We start from the raw sequence: 16798 nt of genomic DNA, 5'->3' as shown, positions 1-16798 counted from the left end.
AGCAGATTAGCAAATTAGCAAATTGATTGGAATCCGACAGCTATCGGATGAAATCATGAAATTGTAGAATTACTAAATGTACAAATATGAAAACATTTTACACACTTTATTTACGAGCCTTGTGCTTTTTTGTGATTACAGCGGGTGTTTTTCCGGCAGACAAGGTCTATTCTCAAATAGCCGGTGACACGGCAGCATTATACAAAAATGGCGGTGTACAATTGTCGGGCAGCCAACCCTTGATAAATGAAGAAACCGATACGTTAGAATATACGATCGAAGCAGAAATTTTAGCCCCCGGTGATACTATTTATCATCGCCGTTATAAAGGTTTTGTTTTGGATAATGTTAAAAATGAAGGCCCGGTATTCCTGACGGATGTCGGCAAGCTTTTGAAGAACAAATCAACCTCCGGGCAACGGTTGATGACTACGCGATCGGCTACAGTATTGTCTATCAATCAACAAAATACCGTCGGGGCAATCAATTTTTCGGAAGGAGTTACCTCATCCGGTGGCAAAACTTACACAGTGCCTATACCAACAGCCCCTGTCGCATCTTCGGCGCCTCAAATAGCATTGGCATATAATAGCCAATCCGGTAATGGAGTAGCCGGTTACGGGTGGAACCTTTCCGGGTTATCTGCTATTACCGTCGCCGGCAAATCCATCTATTACGACGGTGTCGCTGCCCCTCTCGACTTGGCCAAACCGACTGAATGCTCATTTTATTTAGACGGCACCCGGTTAGTATCCAACACCGGCAGCCTGACGGAATATCAGTATGAAACGGCTCAAGGATTTGTACTGGTTAAAAAGCACTTGTCCGGCTCAAACATCGCCTATTTTACCGTTGCCTATCCCGATGGGCGGATAGCGACATTCGGGTTAAAAAACAATACTTCCACAAAGCATGTCTACCCGCTTACCGAAATAAAAGACTTTAAAGGATATTTAATCAACTTTGAATACATAGAGTCGGGAAACAACTATTATGTTTCCAAAATCAAATACGGCGGGAAAACACAGGCTACGCATTTGGCGGAAATACGTTTCAACTATGTTGCGCGTACCGATTTCACCCCTGTGTATACCGGTGGAGTCGCGGTTTCAGCAAACAAGCTTTTAAAGAGCATCGTTTCCTACAATTCCGTGAACGGTACATCGGAATTAAGGACTTATACCCTTACACATATACTCAATAACGTGCAGCAATTGACTCAAATAGATTGCAAAACAGGTTCTTCGTCTTTGAATCCCTTGCAGTTTGCCTATGAATATTATTATGCGGGATCTCAAGGCAGCTTGGTAAAAGAAACGGGTAAATTTCTTGAATCTTATTTTAAACCGGAGGCTAAACCGGTATTTGTACGCGGAAAATTCATTAAAAACCGGTTCAACGACGGGTTGGTTACTTTTCCCGGAAATTACAGTCCGTATACGCAGGTAGGCACGCACAAAGTGAAGAAGTGGCCTTTTGTATATAATCATAAAATATATGGAAGTAACTGCAGCCCCGACCAATCCATCCTGATCGCTCCGGGAGTTTCCTTTATAAGCGATATGCAAACGATCAAGGCGGAAGACGGGTTCCAAACCATCCAGGCGGTTGATGTGAATGGCGATGGGGTGGATGAAATCGTAAAAATCAATTTCAACGGTGTTAATACGTCGGCCGGTACCACCATATTGAAAATAACGGTCTATTCGGCCTCCACCGGCAGCATTACTTCCCGCTCTTTTAACGTAAGCGTGGGAGAGTATTACGACGATGGGCGGAAAAGCTATAGCCCCATGTCCCGGGAATATTTCTTCGGGGACTTTAAAGGAGATGGGAAAACACAATTACTGGCCATTTCCCATAACAAGGACATGAAAAACAACGACCGTACTTCCCGTTTTTCGTTAATCGATTTGAATACAGGGTCAAGGATTTATGAGGCAAATCTGTTTTCTTTCGGATTTTCCGACGGGCAATATACGCATACATTCGATGTGAACGGTGATGGGAAAACAGAACTTTGCTATGCCTCCTCTTCCGGATTCAAGGTTTATGCTTTCAATGGCAATAGTTTTGTATCTCTTCCATTTAGCAGTTCATTATCAAGGTCTGATTTTGATAAGGATGAACTCATTGGTGATATGAATGGTGACGGAAAAGCGGATATTCTTATCCCTCCGACAAGCGGTAGTTCTTGGACAGTGTACTTCTCTACCGGCAAAAAACACCTAAAAGAAAGCCGGACCATGATTAATAAGGCATCCGGTGAAACTTATTATCTAATGGATGTCAACGGCGACGGCAAGAGCGACCTGGTGCAGTTGAAAAACAACCGGGTGCAACCTTTCCTCAATAAAGATGGTGTGATACAGGGCGCCGCTACCGGAAGCAGTGTAACCGTTTCCGCAAGCGCGAAGATACTGCCGGCCAATGTGGTCGAGTTCCGCAATGCCAGCCATTTCATTACTATTGAAAGTGCGTATGTCAATTGTTACCGGTTTACCAAAGACGAGGCCAAGGACAAATTGCTTACCACGCTTACCGACAGCTACGGGATAAGATATGTAAACGATTATAGCGATATGACGGAGAACGAGAATTACATGACCACTTCCACAAACCGCTATTATCCTTATATTTCGTTGATAGCCCCGTTGAACCTGCTGCGTACAACGAACATCTACAAGGACGACTATACGGCGGTAAAGCAATATTACTACACTTGGTATGGCGCCGTAGCGCACAAAACGGGATTGGGCTTTTGCGGGTTCGAGAAAGTCAGGACGATCGAATCTGTAGAAAATATCGCTACGGAAGAAGAGCGCAACCCGGAATTGTTCGGGGTAACAACCAAAACAGACTCTCCTTACAAGACGGCCAACTATTCCTATTCCCGCAATGAAGGAAGTAACAAAAAGTGTAATCCCCGGATGACATCGGCTTCCGAAACCGATAAGCTCACCGGCGTTTATACCTCGGTAAGTTACCAGTATGACAGCTATAACAATCCGACAAAAATAACGCAAAACATTGGTTCGGGTACGGGAATCACAAGCGCAACAACGCAAACGTACGATAACTTGGTTACTTCCGCCCGCTATTTGATTGGGCAGCCGCTCACGAAGACCGTTACCGACACCCGGGGCAGCGCTTCGTGGATCAATAAGGAAGTGATCACCTATAATACCACCCGGTTGCCTGCAACCCGTATGACCTATACCGGCACAAGCGGTAATCAGAAAACCGGTGAAACCCGGTGGACGTATGATGCCAACGGGAATGTAACGACAGAAAAATCGGCGCCATATAATGTAACTGCTTTCCTGGGCAAAACATACACGTATGATTCATCCGGCAGGTACCTTGCCTCGGTAACCAATGCCCTGGAGCAGGTGACAACCTATGCCGGCTACGACAAATACGGAAATCCCAAGACCGTCACCGACCATAAAGGGCGCGTGACCACCCGTAATTACGATGCATGGGGACAATTGATATCGGTAGTCCATCCCGAAGGGATCACGGAAAACACGGCGCTCGCCTGGGGCGGTTCGGGATTATACACCGTCACCACCACTGCAACCGGGCAACCGGCTACCGTGGTGCATTACGATGCCTTAGGCCGTGAGATACGTACGGGCAGCCAGCGATTCGACGGACAATGGCAGTTTGTGGATAAAACGTACGACAGTAAGGGGAGGCTTGAAAAAGTATCCCTGCCCTTTAAGGGCAGTTCCGCTTCGTACTGGAACACGTATGCCTATGACAACTACAATCGCCCGGCCTCTTTGACGGAAGCCTCGGGTAAGACTACCACGTGGAGTTACGACAAATTGAGCACGACCGAAACCAAGAACGGTATCGCCACTACCAAAACGGTCGATGCTTCGGGAGCCTTGACAAGTGTTGCCGACCCGGGAGGAACCATCGCCTATGCCTTGCGCCCCGACGGGCAACCGTCATCCGTCACGGCTCCGGGGGACGTGGTAACTTCTTTCGGGTATGACGCCTATGGCCGGCAGACCTCCATCGCCGATCCCAGCGCCGGGACGCAGTCGTTTAGCGATTCCTATGCTGCTGACGGAACGCTCACCCGTAAGGTGACGGATGCCAACGGTAAAACCGTTACTTCCACCTATGACAAGTACGGAAGGATAACGGATGTGGCAAGGCCTGAGTTCAGTACAACCTACGCGTATAATACCGATGGCCTATTAACAGCAGAGACTTCTACGAACGGCACGTCCAACACATTCTCTTATGATACCTACGACCGTCCGCTGACGGAAAGAGAATCTGTTCCCGACAGCAAGTACCTGCAAAAGGATTACACGTATTCGGGCGGGAATGTGGCGGCGGTAAAATACTCTTCGCAAAGCGGGGCGATCGGCACCGAACAGTTCGCGTATGCCAACGGGCATAATACCGAAATCAAATTCGGCACTACCTCTATTTGGAAGTTGACCGAAGAGAATGCGCTCGGGCAACCTACCAAAGCCGTAACCGGCCCGATGAACCGTACCTATAGTTATACAGCGTATGGCATGCCTACGGGCAGGACGGCGGGAACTGTCCAAAGCTTTACGTATGATTTCGATGTGGCGAAAGGCAACCTGAAGAGCCGAACCGACATTACGCGTAACATCACGGAAACCTTCGGTTACGACAACCTGAACCGGCTGACCAATGCCGCCGGCAAGGGCATTACCTATGCCGCCAACGGCAATATCACCTCGATGGGTGACGTGGGAACAATGGAATATGGTAATACCGATAAACCGTATCAGGTAACGATGCTCACGCCCACGGGCGACGCCGTACCGGAGAGGGAACAAACCGTTACGTATACTTCGTTCCAACGTCCGAATACGCTGACCGAAAACAATTATAAAGCGGCATTTACGTACACTGCGGCAGGCGACCGGGCGAAGATGCAGGTTACACAAAGTAACAATGCCTTACTGACACGCTATTATATCGGAGGACAATATGAGTTGGATGCCGAAACGAATACCGAACGGCTTTATTTAGGAGGAGATGCCTATTCCGCACCCGCAGTATATGTAAAAGAAGCGAATGTATGGAAAATTTACTACATTTGCAGGGATTATCTGGGCAGTATCACGCACATTGCGAATGCCGACGGTTCTTTGAAATGACGAACGAGTGAGTGTAGAGCCAAGCTTGCTTAGGCTTTACCGAGCGAGGAGGAATTCTGCAACGTAGTTGCGAAACAGGAGTTAAGCTACGACGCTTGGGGAAGGTTACGGGATCCGGCCACGCAGGTTGCTTATGCACCGGGCAGCGAGCCAGCACTATTCCTTGGCAGAGGTTATACGGGACATGAGCATTTGGCCTGGTTCGGATTAATAAACATGAATGCCCGGCTGTATGATGCGGCGTTGGGAAGGTTCCTTGCTCCCGACCCGTATATACAAAATCCGTTATTCTCGCAAAATTATAATCGATATACTTATGCGATGAATAATCCGTTGGTATATATCGATCAGGATGGAGAATCTTTACTCCTATTAATCGGAGGCGCCCTTTTAGGAGCATATTTAGGAGGACTTTCATCTAATAAGGGAGAATTAAATCCCCTTGCCTGGAATTGGAAAGACCCTATGACTTATCTGGGGGTGGGTTTTGGAGCTTTCGTAGGATATACGGCAGCTTATGGATTTTTAAATCCCGGAACTATCGGATATACTTTTGGAATAAATAATTCCTGGGGAGGGGTAGCTCTTTCTGTTGGAGGTCCCGGTGCTGCTAGTGATTGGAGTTTTCAGTGGACTACGAAAGCCGGAGGTGGAGGACAAATAAGTAACCGGGATTATTCTCATCAAGGTGCAAAACAAAACGCGGAGAAGTCCATTAATAATGCGAAAAAGAAGTGGGACTTCAGTGCTTATTCGTATGCTGCTCCATCATTAATTACGCTCTCCGATGATTTCACAGGTGTTGGTGTAATTAACGACGTTGCAATACCAGCAGCTTATACCGCAGCGACTTTTAAGTTTGCTTATGACAATCAATATTTAATCGAAAAGCAAACCCGGGAAATTGCTCATTGGGCTCAAAAAAAATTATCTCTTAAACAGGGATTTGTGTATGAACTGCAAGCCAGGAACTCGGGGTATTATCCCGATGTCCATGGAGGAGTGAGATATTTGAATCAAGGAGATGTTTGGAAATATGGAGAAACAACTCGAGGAAAAAATAGATATTCAGAAGATTATTTGAATAAAATCGGAGTTGATATGCTTCCTATTTATTACGGGAACCAGATAGAAATAAAAATTCAGGAAAAGATTATGATATACGGTTATTACTTTGAACACGGACAATTACCGGCAGGAAATAAAATATTTAGATGATTATGGAAATTGTATTACCAAAAGTTTTATCAGGGGAATTTAAGAAGACAACAAAAACTCTTGAAATCGCGGGATTAGAGAAAAAGTTAATGAGTTTTGTAAATTCTCGCTTTTATGGAGAAGACATTGCAGAATATGCCATTCATATAATTTGTGTCCATCCAAAATATGATTCATTTTTCAAAGTCAACAGACCGACTTATGTAATAAATAAGGACGTAATAGTGGAGGGTATTCCGGTTACTATCTATAAAAGGTTTGATGTCAAAATAAAATTGGATTTTGAGGAATTTTATAAGAGTAACGAAGAAGAAGGATTTAGAATTATTGGAACGGCGATTCTTTTCACTCTCAAAAATATTGTTTATCCAAAGACGATTAAAGATTTTAATAAAGAGGCATTTTATAAAGATATCCATGCCTTCTTTTGTGAGAAGGAAAATTGAGATATTTAGATAATTATGAAAATTCAACTAGCTAAAACGTTTTCAAAAGAGTTTGACAAGACGACAAAAGATTCTGATATAGAAGAATTGGAGATTAAATTGCAATCATCCTTGGAAAAGAATGACTATGGACACTCTGTTGTTGATTATCTTATCGGCATTATTTGTGTACATCCGAACTTTGATCCTTTTTTTAAACCTAAAAGGCCTTCATATGTGGAGAATAAAAATATTAAACTCGAGGGATTTGATGTCAATATATATAAGACTTTTTCTCTGGATATCAAATTAAATTTTGAGGATTTTTTTAAAAGTGACAAAGAAAATGGACTTAAGATGGTTGCCAATGAAATTATTACAACCATAAGAGATTTAAAGTATCCTGCTAAAATAAAAGATTTTGATAGAGAACAATTTTTCCATGATTTAAATTGCTTCTTTGAGCAAGAAAATTTGATCTAAATTGGGACAGGAAATTACCGGCAGGAAATAAAATATTTAGAGGATTATGGAAATTGTATTACCAATAATATTGTCAGGGGAATTTAAGAAGACAACAAAAGATAATGAAATTGCTTTACTAGAAACAAGGTTAATGACAGCCTTGGGCACCAATTTTTATGGAGAAGATATAGTAAAATATGCCATTCATATAATTTGCGTCCATCCAAAATATGATTCATTCTTTAAAGTCAACAGACCGACTTATGTAATAAATAAGGATGTAATTGTGGAGGGTATTCCGGTTACTATCTATAAAAGATTTGATGTTCAACTAAAATTGAATTTTGAGGAATTTTATAAGAGTAACGAAGAAGAAGGATTTAGAATTATTGGAACGGCGATTCTTTCCACTCTCAAAAATATTGTTTGTCCAAAGACGATTAAAGATTTTAATAAAGAGGCATTTTATAAAGATATCCATGCCTTCTTTTGTGAGAAGGAAAATTGAGATATTTAGATAATTATGAAAATTCAACTAGCTAAAACGTTTTCAAAAGAGTTTGACAAAACCTATGCCGACAACGGCAATATCACCTCCATGGGCGGTGTCGGAACAATGGACTACGGCAATACGGCAAAGCCGTATCAAGTCACGATGCTCACCCCCACAGGCGATGCGGTACCGGAGAGGGAGCAAACCGTTACCTATACCTCTTTCCAGCGGCCGAACAGCATTTCGGAAAACGGGATTACCGTGGCTTTCCTATACAATGCGGCAGGCGACCGGGTGAAGATGCAGGTGACGCAAAGTAACAATGCCCTACTGACCCGCTATTACATCGGTGGACAATATGAGTTGGATGCCGAAACGAATACCGAACGGCCTTATTTAGGAGGAGATGCCTATTCCGCACCCGCAGTATATGTAAAAGAAGCGAATGTATGGAAAATTTACTACATTTGCAGGGATTATCTGGGCAGTATTACGCACATTGCGAATGCCAACGGTTCTTTGAAACAGGAGTTAAGCTATGATGCTTGGGGAAGGTTCTTTGTTCCCGACCCGTATATACAAAATTCGTTATCCTCGCAAAATTATAACCGATATACTTATGCAATGAATAATCCGTTGGTATATATTGACAGAGACGGCGGAAATCCTTTAGTCGTCATTGGTATTATCGTTGGCTTTTTCTATCTTAAGACAGCTCATGATAAAGCTCCTAAAGAAGATCAAGGGAACCCGTTAAAATGGATATGGAATCCCCTCGATTGGGGTACGCCGGACGAAGTTGTGCTTCATTTCGGTTCGAATACCGATGGGTCGGGAATGCATGGCGGCATATCAGCCGGAAAATCCGGTCAACCTCAACCTATGGTTGGTTATAGTAGCAACCATAGCTGGGGAATGGGATATAATCAAAATGGAAATAACCATGTATATTATCCCCGTAATGATAATAATAAACCTGAAAAAGCAGCTTTAGAGGCAATGAACAGGGCAAGGCAATTACATCAAACAGTAGAAAATGTAACTCAAACATTCCATCAAATGTGGAATTCGGATATTGCAAGGGTTTTTATACCGGATGTCGTTTATATAAATGTTTCCGGAGTTGGAGTAGTTGGTGCAGGCACCGGGCTTGATTTAGGGGTGGCTTTACCTTTAAGGGGCCAAGATGCCGGGAAGTATTATTTATATTCAACTTTTAAGGGCCGGGGAGGCGTACATGCCGGTGCATCTTTCAATATGGGAACGTCGTCTTACATTGGCCCTGTTGACGAGTTTGATTTCGAACGAAGCTTCTATGGGGAGTCTTATGGGGCTGAATTCGATTGGGAAGTTATAGGAGTCTCATTATCACTGAGTAAAGATGCAAATGAGAACTATTTACTAAGTAAAGATTTCGGAATTGGTATTGGAACAGGTTATTCTGCTGGAGTTGGAACTACGAAAGGGGGCGCTATCCCTTATATACGTCATCCGTTTTCTTTCTTTTGGTGATACAACAAACATTTAAAATATGATAGAAAAGCTCAGAAATATAGGAAATGAAGTTATATATTTTCCATTTAAAGCTAAAGTTGTAATGCTCCTATTATTCATAATTTCTGCATTATGCCTTATAATGGTTGTTGTTATTAGTGAACTAATTCCCAACCGTAAATTTTATAAGGTAGAATTAGACGGACGGATAGAACATATTTACACTACTTCTGAAGATAAGTACTATAGAATCAATAATGAATGGTACTTAATCGGAAATAGGGATATTCATCTTGCTATTGGGGACTCTTTATATAAAGAACAAGACTCGTATTTGTTGGAAATATACGGCGGATTGACACAAAGGCGGAAATTTAAAAGGGAAGTAAAGCGTTTAGATTTTAAACCTGCCGGTACCGGTGCCGTTCCCCGTGACGTATCATTTATAAAGGGGAATAAAGTAAAATGAAACGTTTCGGATAATGCCTATTTCCTATTACGACGGTTTTGTATTTATTCATTTAAGATCAATGGTTTGTCCTGAAAGAAAAAAATAGAGAATCTAGAAAATTAAAAAAATTATTCACAATCTTCCGGGAGAATAAACTTTCGGAAGATTTTATAACAACATCATTCACAAATTAAATTACACAACAATGAAACGACATTTTTTTATTCTTTTGTCCGCCCTGCTTGTGGCGGCGATGATACTGCCCGGGTGCGGCAGTTCCAAAGGGTATTCGGGCGGTAAGCTGCAAGAGGACGAAACGGCTCGGATCGAGGGCGGCACCCATAAACTGAAAGTCAAAAAACGCAATACCACGGAGCAGGCGTTGCTGGTGAAAGTGGATTCGCTGACGGTGGGCAGCTTTATGAAAGGCTATCCCAAGCATACGGAAGTGAAGCCGGGGGAAACAATGGTGGAGATCCGCCACTTCTGCAAGTGGAACGATGGTTCGGCTATGGCCGGCGCCATGTTCGGCGTGATCGGCGCTTCGATAGCCGAATCCAACAATCCCCACACCCATTACAAGATCACCTTCCCCGCTGAAAAGGGGAAAACGTATGTGATCATGCCCGAAACGGATGAAGAAACCCTTAAGCCGCACTTCGTCATCATCGACAAGGCTTCCAATGTTCGGACGGAACCTTTGAGGGTCGTGGAGATTGCTAAGAAAGACAAGAATCAATAAACCGTTCATTTTAAAACAGCACATTCTTAAAACATTTAATTATTTTCAAGATGAAACAATTTGTATGGACAGTTCTATTGGCTGGGAGCCTCGCTTTGCCGGCCCTTTCACAAGTAACGTCTCAGGATAATCCGGAGTACGAAAAGCAATATGGAGAACCCCTTAAACACCACGACTGGCGCGTGGCTGTGGGCGGAGGATATGCTTACCGGCTAGGAAAAGTACAAAAAACAGGTGATGCCAAGCTCGATGATCTTTCCAAACAGTTGCGTAACGCTTTCAACCTGGATGCCGACGCACAATATTTCTTCAAGCAAGGCTGGGGATTAGGTCTGAACGCCAACTATTGTAGCGGAAAAGTATCGGGAGACGATATAACCGTGGAGTTTCAAGACGGAGACCGTAATATTACGAATTATAAGGAAACGCAGAATATGCTCTTTGTCGGCCCGGCTTTTGTCGCCCGTACCGAATCTTCCAAATTCCTGCTGGTTAGCTCTCTGGCTTTAGGCCCTTTGTTCTATATGGATGAGATGGACCTTGACGGCCGTATCGTAAACGCCAATGCTACTACGGTTGGCTTCAACGCAGGGCTGGCAGGCGAGTATAAGTTGAGCACCAAGGCCGGAGTGGGGCTAAAACTCTCCTATACCGTTGGAAGCGTCAACTCAGTGAAAGTAGAAGGCCAAACGGCCAAGTTCGACGAGCCTATGAATGTTTCCAACCTGATGCTAACGGCCTTCCTGAGCTTTCGTACTTGGTAATCGCTATTGACCGGACAGTAAGATGAAACGGAAGAGTATTTTTATCACACTGCTGCTTGCAATGACCGTATGCTCGTTGCAGGCGCAGTTCAGCGCCGCCGTAAAGGCGGGTGTCAACGCATTAAATATCTCGTTGATGGTAGACAGCGTGGAAACTTATAACCCGGGAACTTCGCCAGACTTCAAAAATCAAATACAGGAATCATCAAGATCATGAAAATGAAAAAAAATCCATTTATTTTACACATATTGCTATTTTTTCCACTTGTTTTACTATCTTTGCGTGCAAGTAATGCATTTTTAATGATTATTTCAAACAAAAAATATACACTCACACTCCTCTCGATGATGACCCCTTGGGGGGTTATCTGATACATTCTTCACGCTTCCGAGAAGTATTCGTACTTTTTTTCGCGGGCAAAAACGCTTAGCAGTCTCTTCTTTTTCCATTTTTTATTTTAACTTTTACACCGTTTGTCGATAAACGGAATTAATTTTTTCACACGATGAAAGTCTTGAAATTTGGAGGGTCGTCCGTAGGAACACCCGAGAGTTTACAATCAGTAAAAAAAATCATACAGGCCGAGAGGGGCCGGGTAATAGTAGTGGTATCCGCCTTGCAGGGAATAACCGACCGGTTACTGCTGGCGGCAGATTTCGCCTTAAAATCCAATGCGGGGTATAAAACTTTGCTCGACGAAATCATCGTAAGGCACGAAACACTAATCGAAGAGGTCATTCCGCCTTCGTCCGAAAAAGAGGACGTTGTTCAAAAGACTCAATTATTATTTGAAGAGCTGCGCAACATTTTGCGCGGGGTCTTCCTTATCGGGGACCTGTCGCAAAAGACCTCCGACAAGATCATCAGTTACGGAGAACGGCTTTCTTCTTATATCATCAGTAAAGCGATAGAGGGCGCACAGCTTTACGATGCCACGTCGTTTATCAAAACCACCCAACTCTTCAATAAACATATCCCCGACATATCCTATTCAAACGAACTCATCCGAAAGACCTTCGAAGAGGATCCTTTCGACCGGATCGCAATTGTGCCGGGATTTATTTCGATGAGTAAAGACGGCGACGATATTACGAATCTGGGACGCGGCGGATCGGATTATACGGCAGCTATCATCGCCGCCGCAATGGATGCTTCGGTGTTGGAAATATGGACGGATGTCGACGGATTTATGACGGCCGACCCGAAAATCATCAAATCGGCTTACGTCATTGAAGAGCTCTCTTTCACGGAGGCGATCGAGTTATGCAACTTCGGCGCAAAGGTTATTTATCCTCCCACGATCTTCCCCGTTTACCACAAAAACATTTCGATTCATGTAAAGAATACATTCAATCCGGCATCGGAGGGAACGCTGATCCGAGATATTCAAACGGGAGGCAACGGCAAAATCATCAAAGGTATTTCGTCCATCGACGACACCGCGCTTATCACCATACAAGGATTGGGAATGGTAGGGGTCATCGGCGTGAACAAACGCATTTTCTCCTCACTGGCGGATAATGGCATCAGCGTTTTTATCGTTTCACAGGCGTCGTCCGAAAGCAGCACCTCTATCGGTGTGCGGACAATGGATGCTCCGCTGGCGCAAAAAGTCCTTCGGGAAGAATTCGCCAAAGAAATCGAGCTCGGGAGTATCAACGATATTCTCGTCGAGTATAATTTGGCCACCATCGCTATTGTGGGACAAAACATGCGTCACGTGCCGGGCATCGCGGCCAAGTTCTTCGGAACCCTCGGACGAAGCGGCATCAATATCGTATCTCTGGCGCAAGGCGCGGGCGAAACCAACATCTCGTGCGTGATTTCGAAAAGCGATCTGAAAAAGGCGCTCAATGTCATTCACGATTCTTTCTTCCTATCGCCCTATCAAGAGCTCAATCTTTTCGTGACCGGTATCGGCACGGTCGGCGGCAAGTTACTGACGCAGATACAACAGCAGAAACATACGTTGGAGGAACGAAACAAACTCAAAATAAACATCGTCGGCATCTCCAACCGCCGCAAAGCGCTCTTCTGCCGCGACGGCATTTCGCTGGAAAATTATTTCGATAACCTCATGACGAACGGGATAGCCAGTTCGCCCGAAATCATACGCGACAAGATTGTCGAGATGAACATCTTCAACGCTGTGTTTGTCGATTGCACCGCCAGTCCTCAGATCGCCGTCCTTTACGAGGAACTGATGTCGAAAAACGTGTCGATTGTCACCGCCAATAAGATTGCGGCCTCGTCGGATTACGCCAATTACCATCGCCTGAAGGAAACCGCCCGGAAAACAGGGGTCAAATTTCTTTTCGGCACGAATGTAGGGGCAGGGCTACCGATCATCAACACGATGAATTCGCTCATTCACTCGGGCGACAAAATCGTGAAACTGGAGGCCGTGCTTTCGGGAACGCTGAATTTCATCTTTAACACCCTTAGGGAAGACATCCCGTTGAGTAAAGCCATCAAGATGGCTGTTGACGTGGGGTTCGCCGAACCCGACCCGCGCATCGACCTGAGCGGGCTGGATGTGATCCGCAAGCTGGTCATCCTCTCCCGAGAAGCAGGAACGCCCGTGGAACAGTCCGATGTGAAAAAGAACCTGTTCATTCCGGAAGCGTATTTTGAAGGGTCGCTCGACGAATTTTGGGAGAAGATTCCCGAGATGGATGCGGTCTTTGAAACACGCCGTCAGGAGTTAGCCAAAACCGGGAAGAAACTGCGCTTCGTTGCCACCTACAATAACGGAGAGTGCGAAGTGGGTTTGCGGCAAGTGGAGAAAGGACATCCTTTCTATCATCTGGAAGGGAGCAATAACATCGTGATGATCACCACCGAGCGCTATTACGAATACCCGATGATCATTAAAGGATACGGCGCCGGGGCGAGCGTTACCGCCGCAGGGGTGTTCTCCGACATTATCTCGATTGCGAATATACGATAAATTAATTAGCAAATTAGTAGATTAGTAGATTAGTAGATTAGCAAATTAGCAAATTGGCAAATTAGCAGATTATGAAATATATCATTATTTTAGGCGACGGCATGGCGGATGAGCCTATTCCGGAATTGGGAAACAAAACCCCTTTGCAGGCAGCCCGGACTCCTTACATGGACTTGCTGGCGCGCAAGGGTATGAACGGCCTTTTGGACACGATTCCCGAAGGTTTTTCGCCGGGCAGCGAGATTGCCAACATGGCCGTCATGGGATACGATGTGCCGAAAGTATACGAGGGGCGCGGCGTGCTCGAAGCGGCCAGCATGGGGGTAGATATTCTTCCCGACGAAATGGCCATGCGGTGTAACTTGGTATGCATCGAAGACGAAGTGCTGAAGAATCACTCGGCCGGACATATCTCTACCGCCGAAGCCACCGAACTGATCGCTTTCCTCAACGAACGGCTGGGAAACGATTCGGTGCGCTTTTATCCCGGGGTTTCTTACCGGAACTTGTTGAAAATGAAGAATGGCAATAAGCACCTGCGCTGCACGCCTCCGCATGATGTGCCGGGACATCCTTTCCGTCCCTTGCTGATACAACCCGAAAATGATGAAGCAAAAGCCACGGCGGAGAAATTGAACAGCCTGATCCTCGCTTCACAACAATTATTGAAAGATCATCCCATCAATCGTAAACGTATACAAAAAGGAAAAGATCCGGCGAACAGTATCTGGCCCTGGTCGCCGGGTATGCACCCTACGATGAAGCCGCTGAACGAGATGTTTCCTATCCGTAGCGGGGCTGTCATCTCGGCAGTAGACCTCATCATGGGTATCGGAGTGTATGCGGGACTCGAAACGGTGCATGTAGAAGGAGCCACCGGCCTCTACGACACGAACTACGCCGGAAAAGCCGAGGCGGCGCTGAAGCAGTTGCAGGAAAAAGACTTCGTGTATCTTCACATCGAAGCGCCCGACGAAGCCGGACACGAAGGCAATGCGCCGTTGAAGGTACAGACGATCGAAGATATCGACGCGAAGGTGTTGAAGCCGATTTACGAGGCAACGGAAAAGATGGACGACACAGTGGTGATCTCGGTACTGCCCGACCACCCGACCCCTTGCCTCCTGCGCACCCACACACGCGATGCGGTGCCTTTTGTCGTCTACCACCGGGGTATGCAACCCGATAGTGTGCAGGCGTATGATGAATTCTCGGCCCGCAAGGGAGCGTTCGGTCTTCTTAAAGGAGATGAATTTATGAAAACAATCTTTTCTTTACGATGAACTATTACAGTACGAATCACAAGGCTTCTCCGGCATCGCTACAGGAAGCCGTGGTAAAGGGATTGGCCCCCGATAAAGGCCTGTATATGCCGGAACAAATCCCTTTACTGCCGCAAGCGTTTTTTGAGCATATCGGCGAGATGGGATTAACGGAAATCGCTCAAACGGTCGCTCAATCGTTTTTCGGGAACGATATTCCAAAGGAGAATCTCGACGCGATCGTCGCCGATGCCTTGAACTTCGAGATTCCTTTGGTTGAGATCGAAGACGGGATCTATGCACTAGAGCTTTTTCACGGCCCGACGTTTGCCTTTAAAGATGTAGGGGCGCGCTTTATGGCCCGGATGTTGTCTTATTTCGTACAAGAGCGTAACCAAGAGAACGTGGTCGTACTCGTTGCCACCTCCGGCGATACCGGAAGTGCGGTGGCCAACGGATTTCTGGGCGTAAAAGGCATCGAAGTCGTCGTATTATATCCCTCGGGAAAGGTGAGCCCCATACAGGAAGCACAGTTCACAACCCTGGGGCAGAACATCACGGCGCTCGAAATCGAGGGCACGTTCGATGACTGCCAAGCGTTGGTCAAATCAGCTTTCATGGATAAAGAACTGACTTCGCAGATGTTCCTGACATCGGCCAATTCGATTAATGTAGCCCGCTTTCTACCACAATCCTTTTACTATTTCCACGCTTACGCGCAACTGGCAAGGAAAGGCAAAGCCGGCGAAATGGTATTCTCCGTACCAAGTGGCAACCTGGGCAACCTCACCGCGGGGATCTTCGCCAAACACATGGGGCTGCCGGTGAAACGATTTATTGCCGCCAACAACCGCAATCATGTGTTCTTCGACTACCTTTACAGCGGTCAATACGCGCCCCATGCATCGGTAACCACGATTGCCAACGCCATGGACGTGGGCAATCCAAGCAACTTCGACCGTATCCTCGACGTATACGGACGCGACCACGCCCGCATCGTCGCCGACTTGTCGGGACAATGGCATACCGACGACACCATCCGCAAAACCATCCGTACGGTGTATCAACAAACGGGTTATGTGCTCGATCCGCATGCGGCCTGCGCTTATCGATCTTTAAAAGACGGGCTGTCTCCGGGGGAAACCGGCATTTTTTTAGGTACGGCGCATCCGGCCAAGTTTAGGGAAACCGTGGAAGAGTGCCTCGACAAAAGCGTCGACATCCCCCCGGCTTTAAGGGCATTCATGCATCGAAAAAAACAGTCGCAACCGCTTTCGTCGGACTTCGAAGAATTTAAAAAAACATTAATCCGGCTCTCTTAGAGACTTCTTATAGTTTATTTTCGTATTTTTGACCCGTTATTCCCGCATAATT

General features: G+C 45.6%; 12 protein-coding genes and 1 pseudogene. All 13 read left to right on the top strand.

Translation table 11 applies throughout. From position 1 onward, the window contains the following. Positions 1 to 86 precede the first annotated feature (86 nt). The 13 genes and pseudogenes from ABNK31_RS16925 to thrC all read left to right on the top strand — a co-directional run bounded on the left by ABNK31_RS16925 (position 87) and on the right by thrC (position 16746). Positions 87 to 5159, top strand: a complete 5073-nt coding sequence (locus tag ABNK31_RS16925) for an FG-GAP-like repeat-containing protein (protein ID WP_418893598.1) — start codon at positions 87 to 89, stop codon at positions 5157 to 5159. 99 nt (positions 5160 to 5258) lie between these two features. Further along, a pseudogene (locus ABNK31_RS16920) lies at positions 5259 to 6377 on the top strand (RHS repeat-associated core domain-containing protein); the annotation flags it as partial. 2 nt (positions 6378 to 6379) lie between these two features. After that, positions 6380 to 6823, top strand: coding sequence for a hypothetical protein (locus tag ABNK31_RS16915; protein ID WP_418893597.1), 444 nt, complete (start codon positions 6380 to 6382; stop codon positions 6821 to 6823). A 15-nt stretch (positions 6824 to 6838) separates the two neighbouring features. Next, a complete protein-coding gene (locus tag ABNK31_RS16910; protein ID WP_418893596.1) occupies positions 6839 to 7285 on the top strand; it encodes a hypothetical protein in 447 nt (148 codons plus the stop codon). A 46-nt stretch (positions 7286 to 7331) separates the two neighbouring features. Further along, complete coding sequence (locus tag ABNK31_RS16905; protein WP_418893595.1) at positions 7332 to 7775, top strand: hypothetical protein; 444 nt, start codon at positions 7332 to 7334, stop codon at positions 7773 to 7775. A 15-nt stretch (positions 7776 to 7790) separates the two neighbouring features. Beyond that, on the top strand, positions 7791 to 9272 hold the full coding sequence (locus tag ABNK31_RS16900; protein ID WP_418893594.1) for a hypothetical protein: 1482 nt from the start codon (positions 7791 to 7793) through the stop codon (positions 9270 to 9272). Positions 9273 to 9291: 19 nt separating this feature from the next. After that, entirely contained in the window at positions 9292 to 9723 is a 432-nt protein-coding gene (locus ABNK31_RS16895) for a hypothetical protein (RefSeq protein ID WP_418893593.1), read from the top strand. Positions 9724 to 9910: 187 nt separating this feature from the next. After that, positions 9911 to 10447, top strand: coding sequence for a hypothetical protein (locus ABNK31_RS16890; RefSeq protein WP_418893592.1), 537 nt, complete (start codon positions 9911 to 9913; stop codon positions 10445 to 10447). 50 nt (positions 10448 to 10497) lie between these two features. Next, a complete protein-coding gene (locus ABNK31_RS16885) occupies positions 10498 to 11211 on the top strand; it encodes a hypothetical protein (protein WP_418893591.1) in 714 nt (237 codons plus the stop codon). A gap of 22 nt (positions 11212 to 11233) precedes the next feature. Further along, positions 11234 to 11428 (top strand): hypothetical protein, encoded by a 195-nt coding sequence (locus ABNK31_RS16880; RefSeq protein ID WP_418893590.1) that lies wholly within the window; start codon positions 11234 to 11236, stop codon positions 11426 to 11428. Between the two features lie 289 nt (positions 11429 to 11717). After that, a complete protein-coding gene (gene thrA / locus ABNK31_RS16875; protein ID WP_418893589.1) occupies positions 11718 to 14162 on the top strand; it encodes a bifunctional aspartate kinase/homoserine dehydrogenase I in 2445 nt (814 codons plus the stop codon). Positions 14163 to 14233: 71 nt separating this feature from the next. Beyond that, a complete protein-coding gene (locus tag ABNK31_RS16870; protein ID WP_418893588.1) occupies positions 14234 to 15445 on the top strand; it encodes a cofactor-independent phosphoglycerate mutase in 1212 nt (403 codons plus the stop codon). Beyond that, positions 15442 to 16746 carry a threonine synthase gene (thrC, locus tag ABNK31_RS16865; RefSeq protein WP_418893587.1) on the top strand — a complete coding sequence of 435 codons (1305 nt, stop codon included), beginning with the start codon at positions 15442 to 15444 and terminating at the stop codon, positions 16744 to 16746. Before ABNK31_RS16870 ends, thrC begins: the two co-directional genes overlap by 4 nt. Positions 16747 to 16798: the final 52 nt, after the last annotated feature.

Origin of the sequence: Limibacterium fermenti, from assembly GCF_041902845.1 — a bacterium.
Taxonomy (GTDB): domain Bacteria; phylum Bacteroidota; class Bacteroidia; order Bacteroidales; family Dysgonomonadaceae; genus Limibacterium; species Limibacterium fermenti.
Note: the sequence above shows the minus strand (reverse complement) of the source record. Positions and strands in the feature narration are given on the sequence as shown.